23 protein-coding genes are annotated in these 23566 nt (G+C 43.8%); 10 read left to right on the forward strand and 13 right to left on the reverse strand.

Annotated features, from left to right (window positions below; genetic code table 11):
* Positions 1 to 82 precede the first annotated feature (82 nt).
* Both MU515_RS12310 and MU515_RS12315 read left to right on the forward strand, forming a co-directional pair.
* A complete protein-coding gene (locus tag MU515_RS12310) occupies positions 83 to 568 on the forward strand; it encodes a fasciclin domain-containing protein (RefSeq protein WP_432816147.1) in 486 nt (161 codons plus the stop codon).
* 57 nt (positions 569 to 625) lie between these two features.
* Positions 626 to 1336 carry an SDR family NAD(P)-dependent oxidoreductase gene (locus tag MU515_RS12315; RefSeq protein WP_260260726.1) on the forward strand — a complete coding sequence of 237 codons (711 nt, stop codon included), beginning with the start codon at positions 626 to 628 and terminating at the stop codon, positions 1334 to 1336.
* Between the two features lie 8 nt (positions 1337 to 1344).
* Here MU515_RS12315 and MU515_RS12320 read toward each other — a convergent pair whose 3' ends face one another.
* The 3 genes from MU515_RS12320 to MU515_RS12330 all read right to left on the reverse strand — a co-directional run bounded on the left by MU515_RS12320 (position 1345) and on the right by MU515_RS12330 (position 3423).
* Positions 1345 to 1863, reverse strand: a complete 519-nt coding sequence (locus MU515_RS12320; RefSeq protein ID WP_260260795.1) for a lipocalin family protein — start codon at positions 1861 to 1863, stop codon at positions 1345 to 1347.
* Between the two features lie 77 nt (positions 1864 to 1940).
* Positions 1941 to 2285 carry a hypothetical protein gene (locus MU515_RS12325; RefSeq protein WP_260260727.1) on the reverse strand — a complete coding sequence of 115 codons (345 nt, stop codon included), beginning with the start codon at positions 2283 to 2285 and terminating at the stop codon, positions 1941 to 1943.
* 154 nt (positions 2286 to 2439) lie between these two features.
* On the reverse strand, positions 2440 to 3423 hold the full coding sequence (locus tag MU515_RS12330) for an arginine deiminase-related protein (protein ID WP_260260728.1): 984 nt from the start codon (positions 3421 to 3423) through the stop codon (positions 2440 to 2442).
* A gap of 356 nt (positions 3424 to 3779) precedes the next feature.
* Between MU515_RS12330 and MU515_RS12335 the strand changes: the two genes are divergently transcribed.
* On the forward strand, positions 3780 to 5639 hold the full coding sequence (locus MU515_RS12335) for an ABC transporter ATP-binding protein (RefSeq protein WP_260260729.1): 1860 nt from the start codon (positions 3780 to 3782) through the stop codon (positions 5637 to 5639).
* Positions 5640 to 5795: 156 nt separating this feature from the next.
* On the opposite strand, the gene MU515_RS12340 is transcribed toward MU515_RS12335, so the two are convergent.
* Positions 5796 to 5990 carry a hypothetical protein gene (locus MU515_RS12340; RefSeq protein ID WP_260260730.1) on the reverse strand — a complete coding sequence of 65 codons (195 nt, stop codon included), beginning with the start codon at positions 5988 to 5990 and terminating at the stop codon, positions 5796 to 5798.
* A 275-nt stretch (positions 5991 to 6265) separates the two neighbouring features.
* Between MU515_RS12340 and MU515_RS12345 the strand changes: the two genes are divergently transcribed.
* Positions 6266 to 6817, forward strand: coding sequence for a phosphatase PAP2 family protein (locus MU515_RS12345; protein WP_432816145.1), 552 nt, complete (start codon positions 6266 to 6268; stop codon positions 6815 to 6817).
* Positions 6818 to 6880: 63 nt separating this feature from the next.
* On the opposite strand, the gene MU515_RS12350 is transcribed toward MU515_RS12345, so the two are convergent.
* Entirely contained in the window at positions 6881 to 7735 is an 855-nt protein-coding gene (locus MU515_RS12350) for a MalM family protein (protein ID WP_260260732.1), read from the reverse strand.
* 114 nt (positions 7736 to 7849) lie between these two features.
* Positions 7850 to 9127 carry a carbohydrate porin gene (locus MU515_RS12355; protein ID WP_260260733.1) on the reverse strand — a complete coding sequence of 426 codons (1278 nt, stop codon included), beginning with the start codon at positions 9125 to 9127 and terminating at the stop codon, positions 7850 to 7852.
* Between the two features lie 468 nt (positions 9128 to 9595).
* On the opposite strand from MU515_RS12355, the gene glgX reads away from it, so the two are divergent.
* The 3 genes from glgX to MU515_RS12370 all read left to right on the forward strand — a co-directional run bounded on the left by glgX (position 9596) and on the right by MU515_RS12370 (position 14526).
* On the forward strand, positions 9596 to 11554 hold the full coding sequence (glgX, locus tag MU515_RS12360; protein WP_260260796.1) for a glycogen debranching protein GlgX: 1959 nt from the start codon (positions 9596 to 9598) through the stop codon (positions 11552 to 11554).
* A gap of 270 nt (positions 11555 to 11824) precedes the next feature.
* Positions 11825 to 13528 carry a sensor domain-containing diguanylate cyclase gene (locus MU515_RS12365; protein WP_260260734.1) on the forward strand — a complete coding sequence of 568 codons (1704 nt, stop codon included), beginning with the start codon at positions 11825 to 11827 and terminating at the stop codon, positions 13526 to 13528.
* A gap of 128 nt (positions 13529 to 13656) precedes the next feature.
* Positions 13657 to 14526, forward strand: a complete 870-nt coding sequence (locus MU515_RS12370) for a glycerol kinase (RefSeq protein WP_260260797.1) — start codon at positions 13657 to 13659, stop codon at positions 14524 to 14526.
* 12 nt (positions 14527 to 14538) lie between these two features.
* Here MU515_RS12370 and MU515_RS12375 read toward each other — a convergent pair whose 3' ends face one another.
* From MU515_RS12375 to MU515_RS12395, 5 genes are all read right to left on the reverse strand, one after another.
* Entirely contained in the window at positions 14539 to 15369 is an 831-nt protein-coding gene (locus tag MU515_RS12375; protein WP_260260735.1) for a GGDEF domain-containing protein, read from the reverse strand.
* A gap of 317 nt (positions 15370 to 15686) precedes the next feature.
* The gene (locus MU515_RS12380; protein ID WP_260260736.1) at positions 15687 to 16121 is read right to left on the reverse strand and encodes a YccF domain-containing protein; all 435 of its coding nucleotides are present in this window, start codon (positions 16119 to 16121) and stop codon (positions 15687 to 15689) included.
* Positions 16122 to 16204: 83 nt separating this feature from the next.
* Entirely contained in the window at positions 16205 to 16939 is a 735-nt protein-coding gene (locus MU515_RS12385) for a sulfite exporter TauE/SafE family protein (protein WP_260260798.1), read from the reverse strand.
* Positions 16940 to 17041: 102 nt separating this feature from the next.
* Entirely contained in the window at positions 17042 to 18250 is a 1209-nt protein-coding gene (locus MU515_RS12390; protein ID WP_260260737.1) for an MFS transporter, read from the reverse strand.
* An 11-nt stretch (positions 18251 to 18261) separates the two neighbouring features.
* Complete coding sequence (locus MU515_RS12395) at positions 18262 to 18441, reverse strand: hypothetical protein (RefSeq protein ID WP_260260738.1); 180 nt, start codon at positions 18439 to 18441, stop codon at positions 18262 to 18264.
* Positions 18442 to 18731: 290 nt separating this feature from the next.
* Here MU515_RS12395 and MU515_RS12400 point away from each other — a divergent pair, with 290 nt between their 5' ends.
* Positions 18732 to 19361, forward strand: a complete 630-nt coding sequence (locus MU515_RS12400) for a sugar O-acetyltransferase (protein WP_260260739.1) — start codon at positions 18732 to 18734, stop codon at positions 19359 to 19361.
* Between the two features lie 45 nt (positions 19362 to 19406).
* On the opposite strand, the gene MU515_RS12405 is transcribed toward MU515_RS12400, so the two are convergent.
* Together MU515_RS12405 and MU515_RS12410 are read right to left on the reverse strand one after the other, a co-directional pair.
* A complete protein-coding gene (locus MU515_RS12405) occupies positions 19407 to 20204 on the reverse strand; it encodes a Cof-type HAD-IIB family hydrolase (protein ID WP_260260740.1) in 798 nt (265 codons plus the stop codon).
* Between the two features lie 144 nt (positions 20205 to 20348).
* A complete protein-coding gene (locus tag MU515_RS12410) occupies positions 20349 to 20690 on the reverse strand; it encodes a hypothetical protein (protein WP_260260741.1) in 342 nt (113 codons plus the stop codon).
* A 191-nt stretch (positions 20691 to 20881) separates the two neighbouring features.
* Between MU515_RS12410 and MU515_RS12415 the strand changes: the two genes are divergently transcribed.
* Together MU515_RS12415 and MU515_RS12420 are read left to right on the forward strand one after the other, a co-directional pair.
* Positions 20882 to 22729 (forward strand): M3 family metallopeptidase, encoded by a 1848-nt coding sequence (locus MU515_RS12415; RefSeq protein WP_260260742.1) that lies wholly within the window; start codon positions 20882 to 20884, stop codon positions 22727 to 22729.
* A 224-nt stretch (positions 22730 to 22953) separates the two neighbouring features.
* The gene (locus MU515_RS12420; protein ID WP_260260743.1) at positions 22954 to 23472 is read left to right on the forward strand and encodes an Hcp family type VI secretion system effector; all 519 of its coding nucleotides are present in this window, start codon (positions 22954 to 22956) and stop codon (positions 23470 to 23472) included.
* Positions 23473 to 23566: the final 94 nt, after the last annotated feature.

The following is a 23566-nucleotide window of genomic DNA, read 5'->3' on the forward strand; positions in this document are numbered from 1 at the left end:
TAAAATTGATCGGGTTGATTTTTGTACACGTAAGCATGTGAGCAGTTCGCGAGATAAATAAGGAATTACCATGTTTAAAAAAATGACGGCCACAATAACGATAGTGCTTACCGCTTGCCTCATCTCTGCTAGTGCTTATGCCAATCATCACGGTATGAAAAAAGACATTGTCGATGTGGCAGCAGAAAATGGCTCTTTCAACACCTTGGTTGCGGCCGTGAAAGCCGCAGGTTTAGTTGAAACGTTGAAAGGGCAAGGCCCATTCACTGTCTTTGCTCCAACCGATGAAGCCTTCGCTAAATTGCCCGAAGGAACCGTCGAAATGCTGTTGAAGCCAGAAAACAAAGACAAGCTTGTCGCCGTGCTTTCGTACCATGTCGTACCAGGCAAAGCCATGGCAGCTGATGTGGTTACCATTGATAACGCGACCACAGTACTTGGCCAAGATGTAATGGTGAAGTTGGTGGATGACAAAGTGATGATCAACGACGCAACGGTGATCGCCGCAGATGTAAAAGCCAGCAACGGTGTGATTCATGTGATTGATACTGTGCTACTACCAAAATAGTCAGATTCACATCGCAGTAACAGGGGCAGTGGACACTGCCCTGTTTGGAGGTAACAAATGAAGAATGTGCTTATCATTGGCGGCAGTGGCGGTATCGGATCAGCCATCGTGGCGAGATATGCGGCGCTGCAACCTAGTTGGAAAATAACCGCTACCTTTAACAATCACTCGCCAACTATTCACTATCCAAACGTACAATGGATCAAGCTGGATGCCACCAAAGAACAGCAAGTGAGTGCGCTTGCCAAGAACATCAGCCATGTCGACGTTCTCATCAATGCAATTGGACTATTGCATACTCAAACTCATCAACCAGAAAAATCCGTCGCCAATTTTGAACCCGACTTTTTCTTTCACAACGTACACATGAATACTCTGCCTAGTTTGTTATTAGCTAAGCATTTTATGTCAGCATTAAAATCCAAAACGCCATCTCACTTTTTGGCGCTTTCAGCAAAAATTGGCAGTATTGAAGATAATCGGTTAGGCGGCTGGATAAGCTATCGCAGTTCGAAAGCGGCACTTAACATGGCGTTAAAGACCATAAGCATAGAATGGCGTTATAAGCTGCCTAATTGCTGCGTGCTCGCTTTTCATCCGGGTACAACAGACACTTCACTCTCAAAACCATTTCAATCACGGCTCAAAACCGGTCAACTACTCGAACCCAGTTTTGTTGCTCAATCCATCATAGATTCAATTGAGCGAACTACGGCCGAGGATTCAGGCTCTTTCTTTATCTATTCGGGAGAAAAGCTCAGCTGGTAGCTTAGCCATTACTCCCTATGCTCGACAAAGATAAGCTGCGACGTGTCAAAGCCTCGCTCCTTAGACATGTTTTTGAAGCGTTCTATAACCTTGGCATCCACGTTTGGCTGGCAAGCTAATAGCCACAGGTAATCGTTATTTGGGCCGGAAACAAACGCGTATTGATAGCCTGATTTTTCTAATTCAAACACGATGTAAGAGCCATAAAACGGGCCAAAAAACGACACTTTCAGATAACCCTTATCTGACTCCTCTACAAAATAAGCTTTACCTTCGGCTTGCTTCCACTCGCCCGTTTCAGCATTGTATCCTCGATTAATAACCTGAACACCGCCATCTTCACGCAGCTGATATTCCGCCGTAACATCGCTTAGACCGCGCTCAAAAGAGTGATCCAATCGCGCGACTTCATACCAAGTACCTAAATAACGTTCTAGTTCAAAGTCATTGACGGGCGTGACATCTTGGGGCATTCCTAGACAACCAGAGAGCAATACACTGATTAACGCTACCAGACGCATTTTCATTTTTTCCATTGGCTAACTCCTTTATCAGCATACAAAAAGTGTAAGACAAATCAGAGTACTCAACACAGTAATTAGCCTTAGCCAAACATCATGACACCAGCGAGAACTATCATCACCAGTATCGCAATCAGAGAGGTTTTATCCCATAAATAATAAACAGGATAAATTGATGTCAGAAGGCTCTTTAAAGGCCCATTTTCTAGACGCTTAAACGCTTGATCTTCCATAAAACTCGACATGCCAATCCAAACTCCGCGAATTGGGCTCCACGTTAAGATAGACGCAGACCTTGGATAATACACTTCATTGTCCGTAGCTTTAAAAACACCACATACAACTAAGAAAAGCGTAAAGAAGAACATGGTAGGAATAACCACCCATGCAAAGACAATTAAAAATGACAAAACGACAAAATGATCCACGCAAAGACCTGCAACAATAATGATGATGTAAATACCATAAATTTGAATACGCAGAATATCGCTTTTTTAATTACACAAACATATTAACTTACTGAATAAACGAAAAAAGCGGCGTATTGTCAAACGCCGCTTTTTTTCACCGATTCAATTTAAGTTACAAAGTGCGACTGCGGCTCGGAAGGAAGATTTCCGCCAACATGCAACGCACACTGCCACCACCAATAGATTCAATAGTCTCCACATTAAAAGACAATAGCTTACCGTGGCTCGACAACTGATTACGCTGCGTAGGCGTAAAAGCGTCAAAAGCACTTTGCGACATGGCTATCACCTTTTGGCCATTAATCGTTTCCAGTTGAAGTACATTGCCGCACATCGCATTCATTTGCTCCAAGCTAATAGAAATAATCTGCTTATCTTTCGCCAGAGATTTAAGCACAAAAGAGCGTTCAAACTGCGGAATAAGTTCATCACAAATAACACAAAACCGCTCACCAATCGCCATCATGACATTGGTATGGTAGATCGGGTTGCCTGAAGGTAAAGCGGTTTGAAATGACACCACGCGCCGATAATCTATAAGCTCAGCATACTCTTCCAATACAGCACGATCACAACGCTGAGACAACGCCGCATATAGGGTTTTGTTGACATGATCAGCCACCACGACGCCTGTGCTTTCAAGATAGGCCTGCTGCTTAATATTAGGCTGTAAATCTTGTATCTGTTCGACCTGTCGGCCCGATGCTTCTAACGTACAAACTAACTCATCAGTACGAACTTCTTGTTGACGATTTTCACACGCCATTGGGAAGGTAAATAATTGGCCGTCAGAAGTGGTACTAAACCAGTTATTCGGAAATACCGCATCAGGTGTTGCCGTTGCCGAGGGCAAATAATCCAGTTCAATCACCTGCACACCTTCGGCACGCAAACCTGAAACCATCAATTGGTACTCAGACATAGCGCGTTGCCTAATTTGCTGCGTAGAGAGGTCTACAACATGCTGAAATTCATTGTCTTGAGCCGTTTGTGGGTTATAACCAAACTCTTTTGGCGGTACCATAACCACACAATTAGCATTTTGTTTATTGGATAATGTAGGCGGTGACTTAAGTCGGGTTTGCATATCGTACATCAGTACAAACTCCTTTATTGTTCTATCTGTAGAAGATTGTAAACATAATGTTAATCGACATTTTACTGAGTTAATTGTTAATTAACTCGGTAATCCATAAATATTCCTGTCAAAAACCAATTTCACAGTAAGGTTTATTGTCAGCCATACCTTTAATAATAATTACCTGCATAATATTCATAACAATGAATAATGAAATGTTGTTCGGTGGTTACAATTCACACAACAAAGAGATACCATAAGCATCTCGCCACTCATCTAGGACGATTCCTCACAACAAATCGTCATTGATACTTTTTGCAAAAGATACTTAAAAACATGAGTTAACCACTCTGTTGTACGTTTTAGGATGATGTATGTTTAAAAAGTTTGAGGGATTTACTAAACCCTTTCCAGAAAAAGAACCCGAACAACCGCCAGAAGGTATTATTGCCTTTTGCCGCTATTACACCCGAGGGTTTGAAAAGCCACTGATTATCATGTCTATCATGGCCACTATTGTTGCGATCGTAGAAGTTTCGCTCTTTGGTGCCATGGGTAGCTTGGTTGATTGGCTTTCTACCAGTAACCCTGACACGTTTTGGCAAGACAACAGCCAAGATTTGATTTTCTATGGTGTGCTACTGCTGCTCGTTATGCCAGTGTTAGTTGTCACTTACTCGTTGCTTACCCATCAGACATTATTGGGCAATTACCCGATGTCGATTCGTTGGTTAGCCCACCGCTACCTGCTAAAACAGAGCATCAACTTCTATCAAGATGATTTTGCAGGCCGCGTTGCGACTAAGGTAATGCAAACCTCACTAGCGGTGCGTGAAACGGTAATGAAGACCATGGACGTGTTTGTTTACGTCTCGGTTTACTTTACTGCGATGGTGTTTCTACTCGCTCAAGCAGATTGGCGCTTAATGATCCCGATGCTTGCTTGGCTTGTCGCTTATATTTGTATTCAGCTTTACTTCGTCCCTAAGCTGAAGCAAGTAGCTACCGAACAAGCAGATGCGAGATCACTAATGACAGGTCGTATCGTCGATAGCTACAACAATATCGCGACCGTTAAGCTGTTCTCACACAGTAAACGTGAAACCGAATACGCTGAAGAAGGCATGCAAGGCTTCCTTAAAACGGTGTACCGCCAGATGCGTTTGGTTACTGGTTTTGATGTCGCTGTCGAGATCACCAACTACATTTTAGTGTTTTCTATTGCTGCGCTTTCTATTTACTTGTGGATGGATAGTGCTATCAGTGTGGGTGCGATCGCCATTGCGGTGAGTCTAGCCCTACGTATCAACGGTATGTCGATGTGGATCATGTGGGAAGTAGGTGCTCTATTCGAAAACATGGGTACCGTTGTCGATGGCATGAAGACGCTTTCAAAACCTATCGATATCCAAGATAAACAAGACGCGAAACCACTGGCAGTGTCTCAGGGCCGTATTCGCTTTGAAGATGTAAGCTTCCATTACGGTGAGAAAGAAAAAGGTGTACTGAGCAACCTAAATCTTGAGATCAAACCGGGTGAGAAAGTGGGATTAGTTGGCCGCTCTGGCGCAGGTAAATCAACGCTAGTGAACTTACTGCTGCGTTTCCACGATGTAGAACAAGGCAAGATCACCATTGATGGCCAAGTCATCTCTGATGTTACTCAGGAATCTTTGCGCAGCAACATCGGTATGGTGACCCAAGATACATCACTGCTTCATCGCTCTATTCGTGAAAACATCCTTTACGGTAGACCAGATGCTAGTGAAGAAGATCTGATGCGAGCAACGAAACAAGCGCACGCACATGAGTTTATTGAGACCCTCAACGACCCATTTGGCAATGTAGGTTACGATGCCCAAGTAGGTGAGCGCGGTGTGAAGCTTTCTGGTGGTCAACGTCAACGTATCGCCATCTCTCGTGTACTACTTAAAGATGCGCCGTTATTAGTCTTGGATGAAGCAACCTCTGCCCTCGACTCAGAGGTCGAAGCGGCGATTCAAGAAAGCTTGTACGAACTGATGGAAGGCAAAACCGTTATTGCGATTGCACACCGTTTATCGACAATTGCAGCCATGGATCGCCTTATCGTACTAGACCAAGGCCAAGTGGTCGAACAAGGCTCGCACCAAGAACTACTGCAAAATGATGGCATTTACGCTCAGCTTTGGGCGCACCAGACTGGCGGTTTCTTAGGAGAGCAGCAAGATAACGACCAAGCGGAAAGCGCTTAAGTTACTTGCAACATTAACAGCTCGTTATCTACTAACAGCAATAACGAGGCTGTTATTTTTCAGCTTCAACATCAAAAAGCCACTGCAATTTGCAGTGGCTTTATTATTTACTGAGCTCTCCTAAACAAAACAGTTAATGGCGCTCATTGAGTAGATTTATTTCTCAAGCGACATGCCCATTTGATCTAAATGCTGCTTAAACGAATCGATACTCTCTGCTTGATATGTGGGTGAGCCATTGAAGTAGCGCGGTTTTTCGGGAAGCATTGCTTCCTTCAATGCTTTCTCTTGCTCAATGTCATCATGGTAAACCGTTACTCGATTTGGAATGTCCTGTTTAAAAGTCGCCATAGTGTCTCCTTTCAGCTGACGTGGTAATAAATCGCATACATTTAAGCGTAGGAAAAGCTAATCGAGAGTCAAAGTTAAGCCATCAACAAATCAACCGAGAAAACCAACAATCACCATCAACATTCTGTTATTAAACACTTTATTATTTACAGCCAATCCGCATTAATCTTGATTTTTGTGAGCCACATTGCAGTCACCGCGGTGCAATTAGTTACATTTATTTCACGCCTCATCCCCGATAATCTCGCCTACTAAAAAGCAATATTTCTACAAGGATGGCCGTCATGAACAAACTGATCGTCACATCAACGCTCATATTTAGTAGCTTGTTACCCAACCTAGCTTGGGGTAGCAGTGTCGATACTTGGGATAAAATTTCAGACATCTCCACTTACGGCTTAGTGGCCACCGCAGCACTGATACCGACTTATCATCGAGATTGGCAAGGCTTAAAGCAGGCAGGTTTTAGTATTGGGGTCGCATCAGGAGTGGGATTAATTGGTAAATCTTTGGTAGATAAAGAACGCCCAGATGGCAGTGATAACGACAGTTTCCCATCCAACCATACGGCAAATGCATTCGCCTCGGCTACCACGCTGCAACAACGCTATGGGTGGGAAGTTGGCATTCCAGCCTATGGTGTTGCGATTTTAGCTGGGATCGCTCGCGTCGAAGCCGAAGAACACTACTACTCAGATGTTTTAGCCGGCGCAGCGATTGGTATTGCCAGTGGCTATTTTCTCACAGACCAATATCAAGGTGACTTTCAACTGATGCCTTGGGCAACCACGGAGTCATTCGGCTTATCGATGCATTACACTTGGTAAATTACATCCCTAAAACGTAAAAAGCCCTCCGAAGAGGGCTTAACAATACCTATCAAAGCGTATTTACTTCGCGTTTACCGCTTTAATAAAAATCTCTTGCGCACCTTCAATATTAAGTGCTTTGGCTTCATCAAGTAGGCTTAGCGCTTTATCTAAATTGTTCGATTCAACCGCTGACTTAATCGCGTTGTGGTAGTAAGTTTGCGTTTCAGGCACCACAGTTTTGATTTCTACTTGGCTAACGGTCTCTTTTGGTAAGTTAGCTACTGGACTAGTTTGCGAAGTGCTCGGCTCTGAACCAAAACGGAAAAAGCTCGCACGGCCTAGTTCCACTTCAATCTTGCCGGTAAGTGCATTCGGGATCATAACAGGATCCATCGGGAAGTGATTACCGCGAGCCTCAGCGTCTAGTTGAGCTGGGTGAATCACGCCAGTATAACCACCAAGTTCAGATTGGTCGGTATAAACAATCAGATACATAGAGTCATTACCCGCTGGCGGGAAAAAATCCGTATCCAACACCAGTCGGTTACCATCAGCAAGGCGAGGTTTGGTGTACTTAAACTCTTCTTGATCATATTTAGCCACTAGATTACCAGCTTTATCAATGATCACAGCGCGAGGAACAAACGCAGTTTCTTCGATAAGGCTCGTCACCGTAAGGTTATACTCGCCGCGATTGGCAGGAATTTCGAATACCGCCACTGGGCTGTCTATTCCTGCATAGCTTAAGTATTGACTGTTATCATTAATATCAACGATGGCAGAACCGGGTAGCGTCACCGCTAAATGTTGTAATTGGTCATAAGCGACCGCTTTGTTGGTTTGAATTACTTGCGTGTGTTGTTCGGCAGGTTGGGTAAGTTGGCAGCCACTTAACAGCACGCAACCACTTAAAATCATAGTTCGGAGGATCATAGTTATTCCTTATTATTATTTTTTAAATATTCCCTTTAAATAGCTCTAGGAAATATTTAAAAAATAGCCGACACAAGGTCGGCTATCAGGACATTTAATGCTTCAAGCCTTAGCTTAGAACCAAGCTTCTACAGATGCACCTAGGATAAAGTCTGAATCGCCTTTTTCACCAAATGTAGTGCCTTCGCTATCAGTAATGTATGTACCGAAGATGCGGATTTCTGGACGAGCCCACCAGCTGTTACCCATTGCCCATGCTTGAGCTAGAGTGAACTTGTTACCTTCAGACTTGTCTGCGCCTTTCTCTTCAGTGAAGTAACCTACTTCTAGTACAGAACGCATGTTGTCGTTCCATTTGTACATTGGACGAACAACGATAGATGCAAGGTCGTGCTCAACTTTCGCTGAACCTACATCATAAGATTTTGCGAAAAGAACGTTGTGACCGATTTCAATGTTATCGGTTAAGCCAGCCACACCCCAGTTAAAGATACGGAAACCAGTAGCATCGTTGTTGTCGCCAGAACGGTCAAAGTATGAACCCGCACCTAGACCAGCCATATCTTTACCGTAAGAGCTTGTACCGTACTGGAATACTGTTTGGTTAAAGCCAGTATCAAGACCTTGTTGGATGATTGCAGTTGCTAGCACGCCATCGTCAGCTTTTACTGTTTGGTCACTGCCTTCGCTTGCAAAGTTGTAAACTGCTGCTAACTCTAGAGATGCGTTTTCCCAAAGGCCGATGTTAGCTAGACGAAGGTCGATTTTGTGTGCGTTAACATCTTCATCAGATGCTACTGACTTGTAACAACTGTCATCAGCCGGAGTACCTGTACCTGTACACTGCTCTTTATCAAATACAAATTCAGTTTCTGTATCAGATTTTTGAGAGCCTTTATCTTCGATTACAGCAAAAGACAGCTTCATATCTTTACCAACAGTCACACCTTCAATACCGATACCAGTACCTGATGTATCTAGGAAGTAGAAGTCGCTAATGTGAACGTCTTTACGTTGGTAGTAAGTTTTACCAGCCCATAGTGTTGCGTCACGGTCAAACTCAAATAGGCCTTTCGCTTTAACTGCGAATTGAGCAACGTTTACGTCGCCGCCAACCCAACCATTAGAACTGTCGCTGCCTTGAGCAATCATAGATTCAACGCGCCAAGTCTGCTCGCCAGTTTGTAGCTCTTCGTTAAAGCCAAACTCGTAGTAGTTGTCGCCTTGGTTACCTAGACGGCCTAGCTTCGCTTTTTGCCACGTAATGTCAGCACCAGTCTCACCACTCACACCAGTACTTGCACGTACGAAACCATTAAAATCAACTGCGAAAGCTGAACCAGCAGCTAGAGAAGCAGCCACTGCGGCAGCAATTAAACTTACTTTTTTCATTATTAACTCCATTTACCGTTGTAGGGTATTTTTTGTTTTTTGATTTTGTTCTTATCTATTTCTGTTTGATTCAGGGCATAGGCAGTAACACCATGAATAAAAGAGAGAAAGAATCGAACGAGGTTGTTAAACCCCTTGATGTTTCAACGAGCAAAGATTAACCAACAACGAGAAGGACGACTTCCTCCACCGCAAATTTATTTAGGGGGGATGAGAAAGGATGAAAGAATTACCAAAACGGCGTTTATTCGAGCTACGTCACGGTTAGAAGGTGGAGTTCTTTAGGATTAGACAAATCTTTGTAATACAAAATGCCATATAGTTCACTATTTAGAGAGTTAAGATGAATTAGTCTGAAATAAACTTTCATCTCTGCTCTATTATTTAGTGGTTGAGAGGCGCTTGACCTCTTGGACTCAAAGAATTTTACTTATGCTTTCGCCTCAACAAGTACGATTACCGACATCAATGACTTTACCAAGCTCTAGCCCATACCCATTAGGGGCCTCTTTAGATACTAAAGGGTGCAATTTCTCAATCTATTCTCCAGATAGTTCGGACATTCGTTTGGCGCTATTTGATGAGGACGGATTTTTCAGCACGCATGAATTAAGTCAACCTTACGTTGGCATTCGTCATACCTACATCGAAGGGATTAAAGCGGGTCAAAAATACGGATACGTAATAAACAAAGACGGAAACGAGCACTACCTCTCAGACCCGTATGCCAAAGCGCTCGATAAAGCGTTGCATTACGCAGTGCCATTCGATTCAACCAAAAGTTTTCAGTTGGCTAAATGCCTTGTGATCGAAGATGATTTCGATTGGCAGAACGTTCGCTCACCGAATCGCCCTCGCGATGAAATGGTGCTATTTGAAACTCATGTTAAAGGCGTGAGTAAACTAAACCCTGAAGTACCTACAGAACAGCAAGGTCGTTATTTAGGCTTAGCTAGTGAAGCAATGCTCCAGTTTTACCGTGAGCAAAACATTAATACCCTACAACTACTTCCAGTCGCAGCATGTATGCATGAACCTCACTTACTCAAAGAGAGCATGGTGAACTATTGGGGCTATAACCCCTACTTATTCATGGTTCCTGACCCACGCTATGCCGACAAAGATGCTGTCGCTGAGCTAAAAACAGCAATTAGAGAACTGCACCGCAATGGTATCGAAGTCATTCTCGATGTGGTGTATAACCACACAGCAGAAGGCGGCGGTGATGGCCCTATTTTTAACCTTAAAGCATTAGATTCAAACTACTACCTCAAACACGGCACTCATTTCGCCAATTATACTGGGTGCGGCAACACAGTCGATCTTTCTTATCAACCCGCACTCAATCTGGTAATGGATACCCTGCGTTACTGGGTAAGCGAGTTCCACGTAGATGGTTTCCGCTTTGATTTAGCGGCAACCCTAGGACGAGAAGGTGACCACTTCAACCCTGGAGCAGGCTTCTTTAAAGCCGTTGCGCAAGATCCTGTGCTTAAGCAAACCAAATTGATTGCCGAACCTTGGGATATTGGACCAAATGGCTACCAAGTTGGCAGTTTTCCTTTCGGCTGGAATGAATGTAATGATCGCCTGCGTGATATTACCCGAAGCTTCTGGCGGGGTGATAACGGTTACTTAACGGAATTTGCTACTCGAATCATGGGCTCGCGTGATCTCTACAGCGCAGCGAATTGGCCATATCGACTCACTGTAAACTACATCACCTATCATGACGGCTTCTGCTTACAAGATTTGGTCTCTTACAAATCAAAGCACAATGATAAAAATCGTGAACAAAATCGCGACGGTCACGGCGATAACCGCTCGGCGAATTACGGCGAAGAAGGAGAAACCACTCGACCATCAATCATTGCGATGCGTGAAAAGCAAAAGCGCAACTTTATGGCTAGCTTGTTATTTGCATTTGGCATACCGCACATTTTAACCGCCGATGTCCTCTCCCATACACAAGAAGGAAACAACAACGCCTATTGCCAAGACGGCCCTATCAGCTGGATAAACTGGCAAATAGACGAACGCAAGCAAAGTTTTAAAAATTGGTTAGCTGAAATGGTCGCAGCAAGACAAGAATACATGCTGCCATTTATCCGCGCGTTTAGTGGCGAGCGCCGTAATCACAATCGCATTTTCTGGCGTCGGATCGACGGCAAGTTTATGGAACATGATGATTGGAATAACCTCACCTCTGTTGCGCTCCATTTAGGCATCGATGAAGAAGGCGACGAGTTGTTTTACTGCATCAACCAAACCAATGCACCAGCAAGGTTCACTCTACCGAGTAAAAATGATCAACAATGGAATATGATCTGCAATACCAGTAGCCATAAACTTCATCAAAGTATTGATAACAAACAGATCCTTATCGAGCCTGTCTCCATGGCGATATTTCACTTCAAACGTAACTAAATTTACACCATCGTTCCTCTCTAAGGCGCTGTATTAGCGCCTTTTTTATACCCGATTTACCGCCAACTTAAATCACACTGTGCATTGATATGCGTAGAAAATGCGTTTAGTATACGCGACACAAATCACAATAATCAGCCCGTATTGAATAGAAATGCTATTTAGATCACAGGGTATGCATAACAACGTTGGCAAATAATATTAATCATGGCTTTACCTAAGTTCATTATACGTACGCTCAGGCCGTACATAATACTGTTATCCCTCGGGATGATTTATCTCGCGTATCAACAACTCAACTCTTCTGAGCTCAACGCTCATCGACAATCTCTGGCCAATCTCAATACTTCATCGCACCTTGTTTCAGCCCAAGTCGAAGCGGCAATCAGTAAACTCTATCTTCTTCACGACGCTCAATCTGTTACTGAATTTGACCATACCGCTCAGCGTATTCTTAAGCACTCCCCTTCGTATGCGGATATCATCTCAGTTAACCATGAAACCAAGCAGTACCGCTCCGCCAATTTAAAAAGCGTGACAGCAGAGCAAGAAGCGGATATTCAGTGGACGCCACTGCAAAGGTTATCAAGCGACATCGCTGTCTCATCACTTTATGAGAAGAAGCCAAACTACTGGGTTTTCGCGGTGAAATACACACCGAACAAACTTAAAGAAATCTGGTTAGAGTTCGATTTAATGCACACCACGCAAAGTCTACGTGGTTTACGCACACTCTCAGAAGGCTATGTGTTTGTTATCGATCAGCACACAGGCAGATTGATATTTCACCCAGATCCAGCACGCATCGGCACCCAGTCGATTAGCTTCCATAGCGGCATCAACGAACTGATTGAGAAAAACATCAAGTTTGGCGAGCACGAATACTACTATCGAGACCAGTTCAAAGTGACAGTATTTGATGCCAACAACCCTTATGGTTGGGTGTTTATATCGGGCACAGACAGGGCAGATATACTGGCAACCTCTTATCAATTCTCCCTCACAGCAGTTGTGATCGCCTCCCTATTACTGCTCGCTATCGCGATTAACTACTTCTCTTATCAGCTCAACCAATCATTGGCGGAACTCAACACCAAGCATGAGATGGCAGATTTTAAGTCTCACCTTCGCCACATTTTCGATCGCTTCTTGCCTCACCAAGGGGTGCAGTTTTGCTTATACGATGCTGACTACGGTCATTTCAGTACCATAGACTTCCACGGCAACAGTAAAATCATCCTCACGGATCCACGCCTAGCGCAAAGTTTTTCAGTCAATAACTTTAGCTATTTCGGCAAAAAATACGCCGATCCTCTGGCTAAACTACTGCGAATTGAATCCCGCCATTATTCGATTCCTCTTTTCAGTAAGGGAGAACTTATTGCGGTTATCTATGTGCAATCATTCCTGCCGACATACCATAGCGTGCTACGTATGATTCGTGACTTTTCCGAAGTCGCACTTTCAAATTTACTGCTTCACAAGCAACTGCGTAGTAAAGATGTCATGACCCATCTCGACAATAAAATGACTGTCCGTGAGGAAATCGAGCGTAACGTCGAGGATGAAAGTGCCTACTTTGCCCTCTGCGATCTCGACCACTTTAAAAAGCTCAATGACCAATACGGCCATTTGTGTGGCGACAAAGTCATCTTAGCCACCGCTGAGTTGATGGAAAAATGCTTCCCTAAACCTGGTGCGATCAGCCTTGCTCGCTACGGTGGCGAGGAGTTTTGTGTACTGTTTCACGCCAATGACCAAAACGACGCCTATGAGCAATGTGAACTATTTCGTCAGCTGATGGAAAAAACGGCCATCGAGTTTAATGGCCAACAAGTGAGAGCGACCATCAGTATTGGTATCACTCAGGCCGATGCCACTCAGCACATTACCATTGGCCGCGCCGACAAAGCGCTTTACCAAGCAAAAGGGTTGGGGCGCAACCAAGTGGTGCTAAACACTTTTAAATCTTAATCAAGGAGGCTTCGGCCTCCTTTTTCATCGCTTCAATTTAATCCACTCCGCATTATCTTCCCTTACAGTAGCGCCGAAAAATAAGATGGGTAAAATGTGCGTTATCGGTGCAACAAGGACAGTCTATTTTGGCCAAGCAGAAAATATCCACCTCACAACTTGCCAAGTTGAGAAACGTAGAAGCAAAAGCGCTGTTTGGCGACCTCAAACTTGCTGGCTACATCAACCGCCATGAAGATAATTGGGTACTTACTGAGTTAGGTAGTAAATTTGGTGGTGAGTACGTCAATCACAGCAAATTTGGCCAGTTTATTGTTTGGCCTGAAAACCTCTTGATAGATACCGACGCCACCAGTGGTCAATTACTAAGCGCGACCCAAATAGGCGAGCGACTAAAGCTTCCAGCAAAGAAGGTCAACCAGCTATTGAGCGAGCTTGGATGGATAGCAAGAGTGGACAAAGGCTGGCAAGTGAGCCCATCTGGTTTGACCCACGGCGGCCAACAACAAATGGACAACCACAATGAGCAACAGTACGTGTTGTGGCATGACTCTATCGTACGTAACAAACGTCTAAAACAGTCTGTGGTGGAGTTTCTAGGGCAAGATGCCGAGGCGCATGCCACAGATAAGTCTATCTCAAGCTTTCGCCAAAAATTTGAAGCTAAACACCGCACGTTAGATGGCCACTATGTACGCTCGCAAGGAGAGCTTCGTATCGATAATTGGCTGTATCTTAACGGCGTTGTGCACGCATACGATCGCCAACTGCCGATAGAACAAGATGTATTGAGCGATTTTTACCTGCCAAGTGGCAAGGTCTACCTTCAATATTGGGGGGATGATAACGGCGCGACAGAGGAAAAAGAAAGAGTGGCAATCCGTGCGATATATCAGCAACACGAATTCCCACTGATTGAAATTTTCACTGACGAAATAGACCAACTAGATAAAGTTTTACCTAGTAAATTGCGCGCTTATGGTATTAAGGCTTACTAGGGCGAAACTTAATTAATTTAAACCAAATACGTGCTCATAATCTGACTTACGGTACTTCTTCATTTGATAGAGGTTTTCGTCTGCTTCTGCTATGGCGGTTTTGTAGTCATTGTTCAAACAAGCTGCGGTACCATAGCTAAACTTCACCTTATCCGCATCACAAGCGTGGGAAACGCTATCAATAAAAGATTGAGCATCTTTCATATCAACGAGCGCAATAAACTCATCGCCACCAAACCTTAATATGTAGCCCGATTCTCCACACGCCTCAATCATGTGGCCAGAGAAGGTCTTGAGCACGTGATCACCAAAATTATGCCCTTGTGTATCATTGATCTGTTTAAAATCATCCAGATCAAAGTAAAACAACTGATATTGACCCACAGGAATCAAATCCAGTGCCGATCTTGTATAGGTACTGGTTAAATTGTCGGTAAGCGATAAAGTATTCACTCTCTTAAAGTGATGGTACAAGCCGTATAGTACACAGCCATAAGCAGCAATCAGTAGAGCTTCATCAAGCAATGCGTCTGCAAATGGGAAAGGACCACTGATTGCATTATCTATTGCGATGATCTCGGTAATGGCATCGTATGCGCCATTAAACACGGCGAAACCTAAACCAATTTTAATCACTTTAGATTTAACTAACTTACTCACCATCGAAGCAATCAAAACAACGCAATACAAACGGGTCACTTCAAGTAGATAATCGTATACCGACTCGATAGGAATTGAGAAAGCAAAGACAGGGATAAAGTAAGCCAAAGGCACAATCGAATACACAATGGCTGTTTTCGCTATTTGGCTAAAAAGCTCATGATTATTGAAAAGAGTTCTCATGACATACTGCGTCCACAAACGAAAAAAACAGGGTAATTCTATCATTTACCCGTGGATATTAATGCAAACAATCCCATATTTAGGTAAAACTTGTCTCACGCATTCACCTTGCAAAAAGAAAAATGAAACCATTAGCATAATTGAGAATTAGAAAATCAGGAATTTTATAAAACATTGCCGTTAAAACAATAGCCTAGCATACAATTCGTTCACTCTTATACATCCATTTTCCCCTCATTAACGTCCAATAACACTTTATTCAGACACAAAAAAACGAGGCAATGATAGCCTCGCTCTTAGAATATCCAACAACTCAATTAGCGGTTATGCTGAACATAACGAGCCGCTGCCGCTTCTTCTTTTGACACTACTGTTTTGCCAATTGGAGCCAATGAGATCACAGCCAATTTCAAATGTTGCAGTGCAAATGGAATACCAATAATCGTCACAAAACACGCCACTGCCGATAAGATATGGCCAATCGCGAGCCATAAACCAGCAAAGATAAACCAAACCACATTACCAATCACACCTAACGGGCTTGTGCCGACATCCATCTCATTGGTTAACTCACTACGAGAGATAGCTTCTTGTCCAAATGGGAAAAATGAAAAGTTACCCATTACAAAGCAAGCTCGTCCCCATGGAATACCAACAATACTAATAAAGGCTAATAAGCCAAATAGCCACCACAGCAGCCCCATAAATACACCACCGCATATAAACCAGATGATGTTTCCTAATGTCCTCATAACCTTCTACCCTCTTGTAAAAACGGAAAATCAAAATGAGAGAGTGCTTCTAGTATCTCACGCCAACATGAACAGACGATGAACTAGGCGGCAACGATACCTTGCCAGACCGCTGTCGCACCGCTAATAAAACATAATAGCAAAGCGCCAATTCGGATTTTTTCCTTTGGCAGAGATTGAGTGGTTAACCGCGCCAAACAGTAACCTAACCAAGCCGCAGGGATGAGAGGAATCGTAATCCAAACATGGTGCAACGTCAGAAACCCTGCGGGCATTTGTACGCATAAAGAAATCATCGAGCTAAATACGAAAAAAGCAGAGAGATTGCCGCGCAATTGATTCGCTTCTTGATGCTGCAACAATAGCGCCATCGGCGGCCCACCAATTGCAGAGCTTGTGCCAAAGAACCCAGAGAAGAAACCGGCTACACCCATGCGCATTGGCGTCGGCTCTATTCTAAATGGTAACAGGCTCACAACCACCGCAAAGAGCACGAGGCCACCTAACCACAAGGCAAGCAAATCAGTTGAGACCATGACCAACAATACACCACCTGCAATTGAGCCGGGAACTCGACCAATCAAGGCCATTTTTAGCCCGCCAATTTCAATATTACTGCGATGCTTTAACGCATTTAAAATAGAGATGAACAAGGCGACTAAGCAAATAGGAGAAGGTACGTAATCAGGTGAAATTAAGAACAACAAAGGCGCAGCTACAATCGCGAGACCAAAACCAATGGCCGTTTGCACGAATGAGCCCAAAAAGATCAAACTCGCGGCTATCAAAGCTTCTACCGTAAACCAATCCGCGTACATCATTATCTCACTAGCAAAAAGAAAGCTGAGTATAACTCAGCTTTCTCGATTAGGTGGATAGATAGTTTAAATTTCACACACTTAACAGAGTGAATCTATCTACTATGCATGGGCTAAACGAGCCACTGGCTTGTCATTAATTGGGATGTGCAAAAGCGCCGCTAAAAATGCCAATACCACGGTTGACCACCAAATCGGATCGTATGAGCCATAGTAATCGTAAATTCGACCACCTGCCCACGCCCCCAAGAAGCTGCCAACTTGGTGAGTAAAGAAAACCAAACCATACAAAGTAGATAGATAACGTGCACCGAAGATTTGTCGAACCAAGCCAGAAGTCAAAGGCACGGTACCTAACCAACAAAAACCAATTGCTGCGCCAAAAATAGCGGCGGTATGCTCAGTAACTGGCAAAGTAACAAATGCGGCAATAACGGCAGTGCGCATTAAATACAGCGCCGACATCACGTAACGCTTATTAAAACGGTCACCCATTACGCCCCAAAAATACGAACCAAAGATATTGAAGATGCCAACATAGGCTAATGCCATTGCTGCACTTGTCGCTGGCAGGTTTTTATCCGCCAAATAGCTTGGTAAATGAGTAGCGATAAACATCACATGAAAACCACACACGAAAAATCCGGCGTGAATCAGCCAATAGCCGCGATGAGAGAACGCTTCTTTTAAAGCTTGTGTCAGCGTTTGATTGTCTTGCTGGTTGTTTGCTTGCTGAGCTCCACTTTTATCGCTGGTTTTCATGAATAAGCTCAGCGCAACCATGATGGCACAAAGCATCGCAAACACCTGCATCGCTTGCTGCCAGCCAAAATCAGTCAGTAGCCATTGCGCACCTGGGATCATAGCAAACATACCAAACGATCCTGCAGCCGTTGTTAAGCCAAATGCTTTAGCTGCATGCTGCGCTGGAACTACTTTAGCAACTGCGCCAAGCACAATCACATAGCTGGTCGCACTCAAACCTAAACCAATAAGCACGCCTAGAGAGATATACAGCATGCTTGATTCAGCAGCAATCGATGTCAGATACAGGCCCAACGCATAAAAAATAGAGCCGAAAAAGATGATGCGCTTAGAGCCAAATTTATCTGCAGCCATACCAACAAACGGCTGAAACATACCGAATAGCAAGTTTTGCAATGCAATAGCAAAACTGAAAAACTCACGTCCAGTTTGGAAGTGCTCAGATATCGGCATCATAAAAATACCAAATGATTGGCGAATACCTAAACTGGTGATCAAAATTCCAATGCCCAACCAAACCAGCAAAGGAAAACGGAAAATACTCATATCAATAACTCTTAATGATGATGTGAATGATGCTCATGGCCTTCTGTACCACTTTGTTGGTGGCAACCCATATCGACAGCATGCTGAGCCAAAAGGTTTAATACTGGCTCCCAGTTATGCACCACATAAAGGGTGACACTGAGTGCGAGCAGCATTCGTATTAATTGCGCAGTAAGTGATTGCGAAAACATAAAATACCCCTGCAAATTCAAGAGCGCGGAGTTTAGTGCCTATTGATAAAACCATCTAATGATATTTAGTCAGCATAAACATGCATCAAATGCATAAATCTCTAAGCTTGATGATAAAAGTAAATGCCATGCCGAGAACCGATAGCCGTCGGTCCTAAAATTCCTCCATAAAACCGAATGACTTGTCTCTGAAAGTTTGAGGTTTGTGTCGCAATCACCCATTCGCATTAATGCTGAGGACGAATGAAAAGCTGACAATCAATGCAGATGCCCTTCCTAGGTACAAAACGATGAGCAATAAGCTGTCTGATTTTTCTGTGCACATTCCGATTGATGAAGCCTTGTGCAAAACCCAAGATCGAACCAAAGATCTGCTTTACGATTACAATCACGCAAGACCATCAGAGCATAAAATTAAACATCAGATCCTTGAAAAGTTGCTCGGTAGCTACAGCGGTGAAACCATCATCCCGCCGTTTTACTGCGATTTAGGCGAAAACATTCACTTTAAAGGCGGTGGATTTTTAAACACCAACGTTACCATCTTAGATCTAGCTCCAGTTTACTTAGGAGAATACGTTCAACTTGGACCGAATGTGGTCATCAGCACCGCTGGCCATCCTATTGATATGGCAGAACGTGTGTTGCCAATAGCATTAGGTAACCCAATCACCATTGGAGATCATGTCTGGATAGGCGCTGGATCTGTCATTCTCGATGGCGTCACGATAGGTGATCGCAGCGTGATTGGCGCAGGCAGTATTGTGACTAAAGATATACCATCTGATAGCGTTGCAGTAGGGAACCCATGTAGAGTCGTAAAGCAGATTCAGCATGGCAAAATACCAAGCGACGAAGAACTAGAAGAAATGTGGCGCCCTATTTTTGAAATGGAAAATGCCACCCGAGAAGAGAGTTAAAAATAGTAAAGCCCAGTCGATGCTGGGCTTTTTTAAATTCAGAAGTTAAAGAAGAGTATCTTTAATCACCTTTAATACACCAGATTCATTATTGCTTGGCGCACTAAAACGAGCGTATTGCTTCACTTCAGGGTGCGCATTTTCAACCGCGTAAGAGTGGTAACTCGCCTTTAGCATTTCAACATCATTGAAGTAATCACCAAAGCTCATCGTCTGCTCATGAGCAAAGCCAAGAGTCTTTTGAAGATGCTCTATCGCTGCTCCTTTTGACGCTTCTGCATTCATGATATCCAGCCAAATCTTGGCGCTCACAACCACTTGGTGAGAATGTCCGAACTGTTCGTTCATAGTTGGGTAGACATGTTCAGCCGTGCTATCGAAATGACAAATCGCGACTTTGATAAAGTCATCTTCTACCGTAAGTAAATCGTCTACGTATTGGCACTCGTGGTAGTACTTGCTTAGTTCCGCTATCGCAACTGGATCTTGAGTCTCGATATAAGCTGACTTTTTGCCACATAGCACCGTGTATGCACCATCAATGTCACGAGTCAATTGAATCACTTTAGCTATCGTAGGATGGTCTAACGGGCAGCTGTATAGCTCTTCCCCTTTGTGCATCACCAAAGTGCCATTTTCAGCAATAAACATCATCTCATCTTTAATAGGCGCAAACGTGGTTTGCAGACTCGCATATTGACGACCAGACGCCGCCGCGAAAATGATGCCTTTTTCTTTTAGTTGCTGGTATACATCATAAAACTCTGGGTCTAGCTGAGAAGATTCATTTAACAAAGTGCCATCCATATCAGAGGCAATAAATTTGATGTTCAATGCAGGCATTCCGTCTGGCTCATATAAAAAGTGGAATGGGAAGATTGCTCGATCTCTGTTTTTTTGTAAACCCCTAAACGCGGTACAATTGCACTATCAAGTTATCCTGTTTTCCTTTTTAAGAACTCTCCAGAGCGAGGTTTTGCAATAGGCTCAGCAATTGCGTACGGCGATCACTTCATAGTTATCGACACTTTCAATGTCATAGCGGAAGGTTACATGCTTGCAGACTCTTTGTTCTTGGTGGTGGTAATTCACCTTACCATGCACGTAAACCCAGTCCAACGTATCAGTCGCGGAAGAGATTTCAGCCTGATATAAGGCCCCCTCATTAACTATCGCAGACGGATCCATCCAATCTTTATGATGGGCGATATCAAACAAATAACTGTTGGCTACTTTTTCCAAATCTTTTGGTACTAAATACCAGTGGTAATATCCAAACGCGGCGACCCCAGACAACACCACCGCGCAAACCTTAGCAATAGGACTCACTACTTTTCCTTAACGCAAAAATCAACTCCATTAATGATATTTATCACTTTACATTGCAAACAATTGCTTATGTTCATTGTTGACTATTTTTGTGACATAATCTTCATTGTTAAGTTATTGATAACCATTATTTAAATGGATAGAACCATTAGCCCTTATCCTCTTTTTGGGCTGTAGTCACAAGGATTCACATGAACGCTACTCAATATCTCAACGAGCTCAATGCTCGTTATCTCGCGATCCATCGAAACAAAGAAGATTTTTTCTGGGAAACCTACATGGGCATCAGCGATGACCATCAAGGATCAGCCGAAGCGCAAACCAAGTGGACGCAGTTCCTCAGCGATGCGGAAAACATTGTTGAGACTAAAAAACAATTAGAGACGGCTATCTCTATTACGAATGAACAAGAAAAAGAAGCGACGATCCATGGCCTTAAAGGTTGGCTAGCGGTGTTCGAATCGCACGCGATTGAAGATACAGACACGCAGCAGAAACAAGCAGAGCTGATCAAATTTGAATCCGAGCTGTTTAAGAAGAAGCAATCACATCCGCTGATGTATCAAAACGAATCCGGCGAACAAGTTGAAGGTTCATTACCGGTCATCTCTTCTGCGATTCGTACCAGCGATCATGCCGAGGTTCGCCAATCAGCTCACCAAGCGCTTCTAAATTTAGAGCAATGGCTGCTAGAAAATGGCTTTTTAGAGTTAGTAAAACGTCGTAACCAGTTTGCTCGTTCACTGGGCTACAAAAACTACTTCGACTATTCGGTACTAAAAACCGAACACATGAGCAGTGATGAGCTGTTCGCCATTCTTGATGATTTTGAAACACGCACTCGTGATGTTCACCTCGCTAGTTTAGAAGGCTTAGCCACTAACAAGGGAGCTCAAGCGCTAGAAGGACATAACTTCGTTTACTCCTACTCCGGCGATGCAATGCGCGATCTTGACCCATATGTGCCATTCTCTAAATCACTGCGCCGCTGGGTTGAGTCGTTCGGTCGGTTAAATATCGAGTTTTCTGATGCAGAGCTAACGCTTGATCTACTTGATCGTAAGGGTAAATACCAAAATGGCTTCTGCCATGGCCCAGTTCCTTGTTTCTATAACCAGGGCGAATGGGTAGCTGCCAAAGTAAACTTCACCAGTAATGCAAAACCTGACCAAGTTGGCAGTGGGTACAGCGGTATGAACACACTCTTCCACGAAGGCGGCCATGCAGCACACTTCGCTAACATGAAGCAAAACGCTCCATGTTACTCAATTGAATTTGCGCCTACGTCTATGGCTTATGCAGAAACACAATCGATGTTCTGTGACAGCTTGCTGAAAGATGCTGACTGGTTAAAACTGTATGCATTAAATGCTGATGGTCAACCCGTACCAGACGACATCATTAAAAACATCACCATGAGCGGCCAACCATTTAAAGCTTATGAAGAGCGCTCTATTCTTGTTGTGCCTTACTTCGAACGTGCGCTATACCAGTTAGATGATGACCAACTACAGCCTGAGTTAGTAACCAAACTGGCTCGTGATTGTGAGAAACGCATTCTTGGCCTTGAGTGCAGTCCTCGACCATTGATGGCAATCCCACACCTACTGTCTGACGAAGCCTCATGTGCTTACCAAGGCTACTTACTGGCTCATATGGCGGTGTACCAAACTCGATCTTACTTTACCGAGAAGTACGGCTACCTTACCGATAACCCAGAAATCGGCCCTCTACTAGCCGAGCACTACTGGAAACCGGGTAACAGCCAAACCCACAACGAAACTATCGTGGCATTAACAGGTGAAGGTTTTAACGCTAAATATCTGGCTGATATTTGTAACCTAACACCAGAACAAGCGTGGCAAGCTCAGCAAGATAAAATGGCTAAACTAGCCAATCGTTCTCAAACTGAAATCAAGCCTCTTAATGCAACCATAAAGATCGTAGACGGTGCGAAGGAGCTAGCAAGCAACCAAAACTCAGACACTGAAATGTTTGAGCAATTTGAAGCTTACATTGCCAAACAATATGGCTGCTAAATTAGACTCGTTATTCAATAACGACTGATTACCCATTCTTTACCTAATAAGCAACAACTTGCCCAAAGCAAAGCAAGTTGTTGCTTTATTCAATATAACCACCTGATTTTACTCACTTAAAAACTTGGCATCGACCTTGTAATAACCCTAGCGATTATTTAATCACTTCCCCGCCCGGCTCACGCTCTGGGTGGCTAATAGGACTAATACTTAAGGATTTTAAGATGCCAACTCCATGTTATATCGCCATCGAGGGCGAAACTCAGGGCCTTATCACTGCAGGTGCATGTACTTCTGACTCTATCGGTGACTCTTACGTTGAAGGCCACGAAGATGAGATGCTAGTGCAATTCTTCGACCACGTAGTAACAGTACCGACTGACCCGCAATCTGGTCAGCCTTCTGGTCAACGTGTTCACAAACCATTCAAATTCACTGTATCACTAAACAAAGCGGTACCTCTGCTTTACAACGCACTGGCTGCGGGTGAGAAGATGAAGTCAGTGGAACTAAAATGGTACCGCACTTCAGTAGAAGGTAAGCAAGAGAACTTCTTCACAACTTGCCTAGAGAACGCGTCTATCGTGGATATCCAATGTGAGATGCCGCACTGTCAAGACCCTGCGTTTGCAGACTTCACTCAGAACCTAACCGTTTCTATGTCATACCGTAAAATCACTTGGGACCACGTTAACTCGGGTACTTCAGGTGCAGACGACTGGCGTAAGCCTATCGAAGCGTAATCGCGCTCGATATGACTCTTCCCTAAGTGCCTTCATTGAGTTGAATCACTTAGGGCTTAGCCCATTTCTTCGGAAGTGGGCTTTATGCCAATTT

This window comes from Vibrio intestinalis (assembly GCF_025195085.2).
GTDB lineage: Bacteria > Pseudomonadota > Gammaproteobacteria > Enterobacterales > Vibrionaceae > Vibrio > Vibrio intestinalis.

Bases quoted from the DNA above. Each gene is read 5' to 3' on its own strand.
- MU515_RS12310 (WP_432816147.1), top strand. From the start codon at position 83: ATGACGGCCACAATAACGATAGTGCTTACCGCTTGCCTCATCTCTGCT.
- MU515_RS12315 (WP_260260726.1), top strand. From the start codon at position 626: ATGAAGAATGTGCTTATCATTGGCGGCAGTGGCGGTATCGGATCAGCC.
- MU515_RS12320 (WP_260260795.1), bottom strand. From the start codon at position 1,863: ATGAAAATGCGTCTGGTAGCGTTAATCAGTGTATTGCTCTCTGGTTGT.
- MU515_RS12330 (WP_260260728.1), bottom strand. From the start codon at position 3,423: ATGTACGATATGCAAACCCGACTTAAGTCACCGCCTACATTATCCAAT.
- MU515_RS12335 (WP_260260729.1), top strand. From the start codon at position 3,780: ATGTTTAAAAAGTTTGAGGGATTTACTAAACCCTTTCCAGAAAAAGAA.
- MU515_RS12340 (WP_260260730.1), bottom strand. From the start codon at position 5,990: ATGGCGACTTTTAAACAGGACATTCCAAATCGAGTAACGGTTTACCAT.
- MU515_RS12345 (WP_432816145.1), top strand. From the start codon at position 6,266: ATGGCCGTCATGAACAAACTGATCGTCACATCAACGCTCATATTTAGT.
- MU515_RS12350 (WP_260260732.1), bottom strand. From the start codon at position 7,735: ATGATCCTCCGAACTATGATTTTAAGTGGTTGCGTGCTGTTAAGTGGC.
- MU515_RS12355 (WP_260260733.1), bottom strand. From the start codon at position 9,127: ATGAAAAAAGTAAGTTTAATTGCTGCCGCAGTGGCTGCTTCTCTAGCT.
- glgX (WP_260260796.1), top strand. From the start codon at position 9,596: ATGACTTTACCAAGCTCTAGCCCATACCCATTAGGGGCCTCTTTAGAT.
- MU515_RS12365 (WP_260260734.1), top strand. From the start codon at position 11,825: ATGATTTATCTCGCGTATCAACAACTCAACTCTTCTGAGCTCAACGCT.
- MU515_RS12375 (WP_260260735.1), bottom strand. From the start codon at position 15,369: ATGAGAACTCTTTTCAATAATCATGAGCTTTTTAGCCAAATAGCGAAA.
- MU515_RS12380 (WP_260260736.1), bottom strand. From the start codon at position 16,121: ATGAGGACATTAGGAAACATCATCTGGTTTATATGCGGTGGTGTATTT.
- MU515_RS12385 (WP_260260798.1), bottom strand. From the start codon at position 16,939: ATGTACGCGGATTGGTTTACGGTAGAAGCTTTGATAGCCGCGAGTTTG.
- MU515_RS12390 (WP_260260737.1), bottom strand. From the start codon at position 18,250: ATGAGTATTTTCCGTTTTCCTTTGCTGGTTTGGTTGGGCATTGGAATT.
- MU515_RS12395 (WP_260260738.1), bottom strand. From the start codon at position 18,441: ATGTTTTCGCAATCACTTACTGCGCAATTAATACGAATGCTGCTCGCA.
- MU515_RS12400 (WP_260260739.1), top strand. From the start codon at position 18,732: ATGAGCAATAAGCTGTCTGATTTTTCTGTGCACATTCCGATTGATGAA.
- MU515_RS12405 (WP_260260740.1), bottom strand. From the start codon at position 20,204: ATGCCTGCATTGAACATCAAATTTATTGCCTCTGATATGGATGGCACT.
- MU515_RS12415 (WP_260260742.1), top strand. From the start codon at position 20,882: ATGAACGCTACTCAATATCTCAACGAGCTCAATGCTCGTTATCTCGCG.
- MU515_RS12420 (WP_260260743.1), top strand. From the start codon at position 22,954: ATGCCAACTCCATGTTATATCGCCATCGAGGGCGAAACTCAGGGCCTT.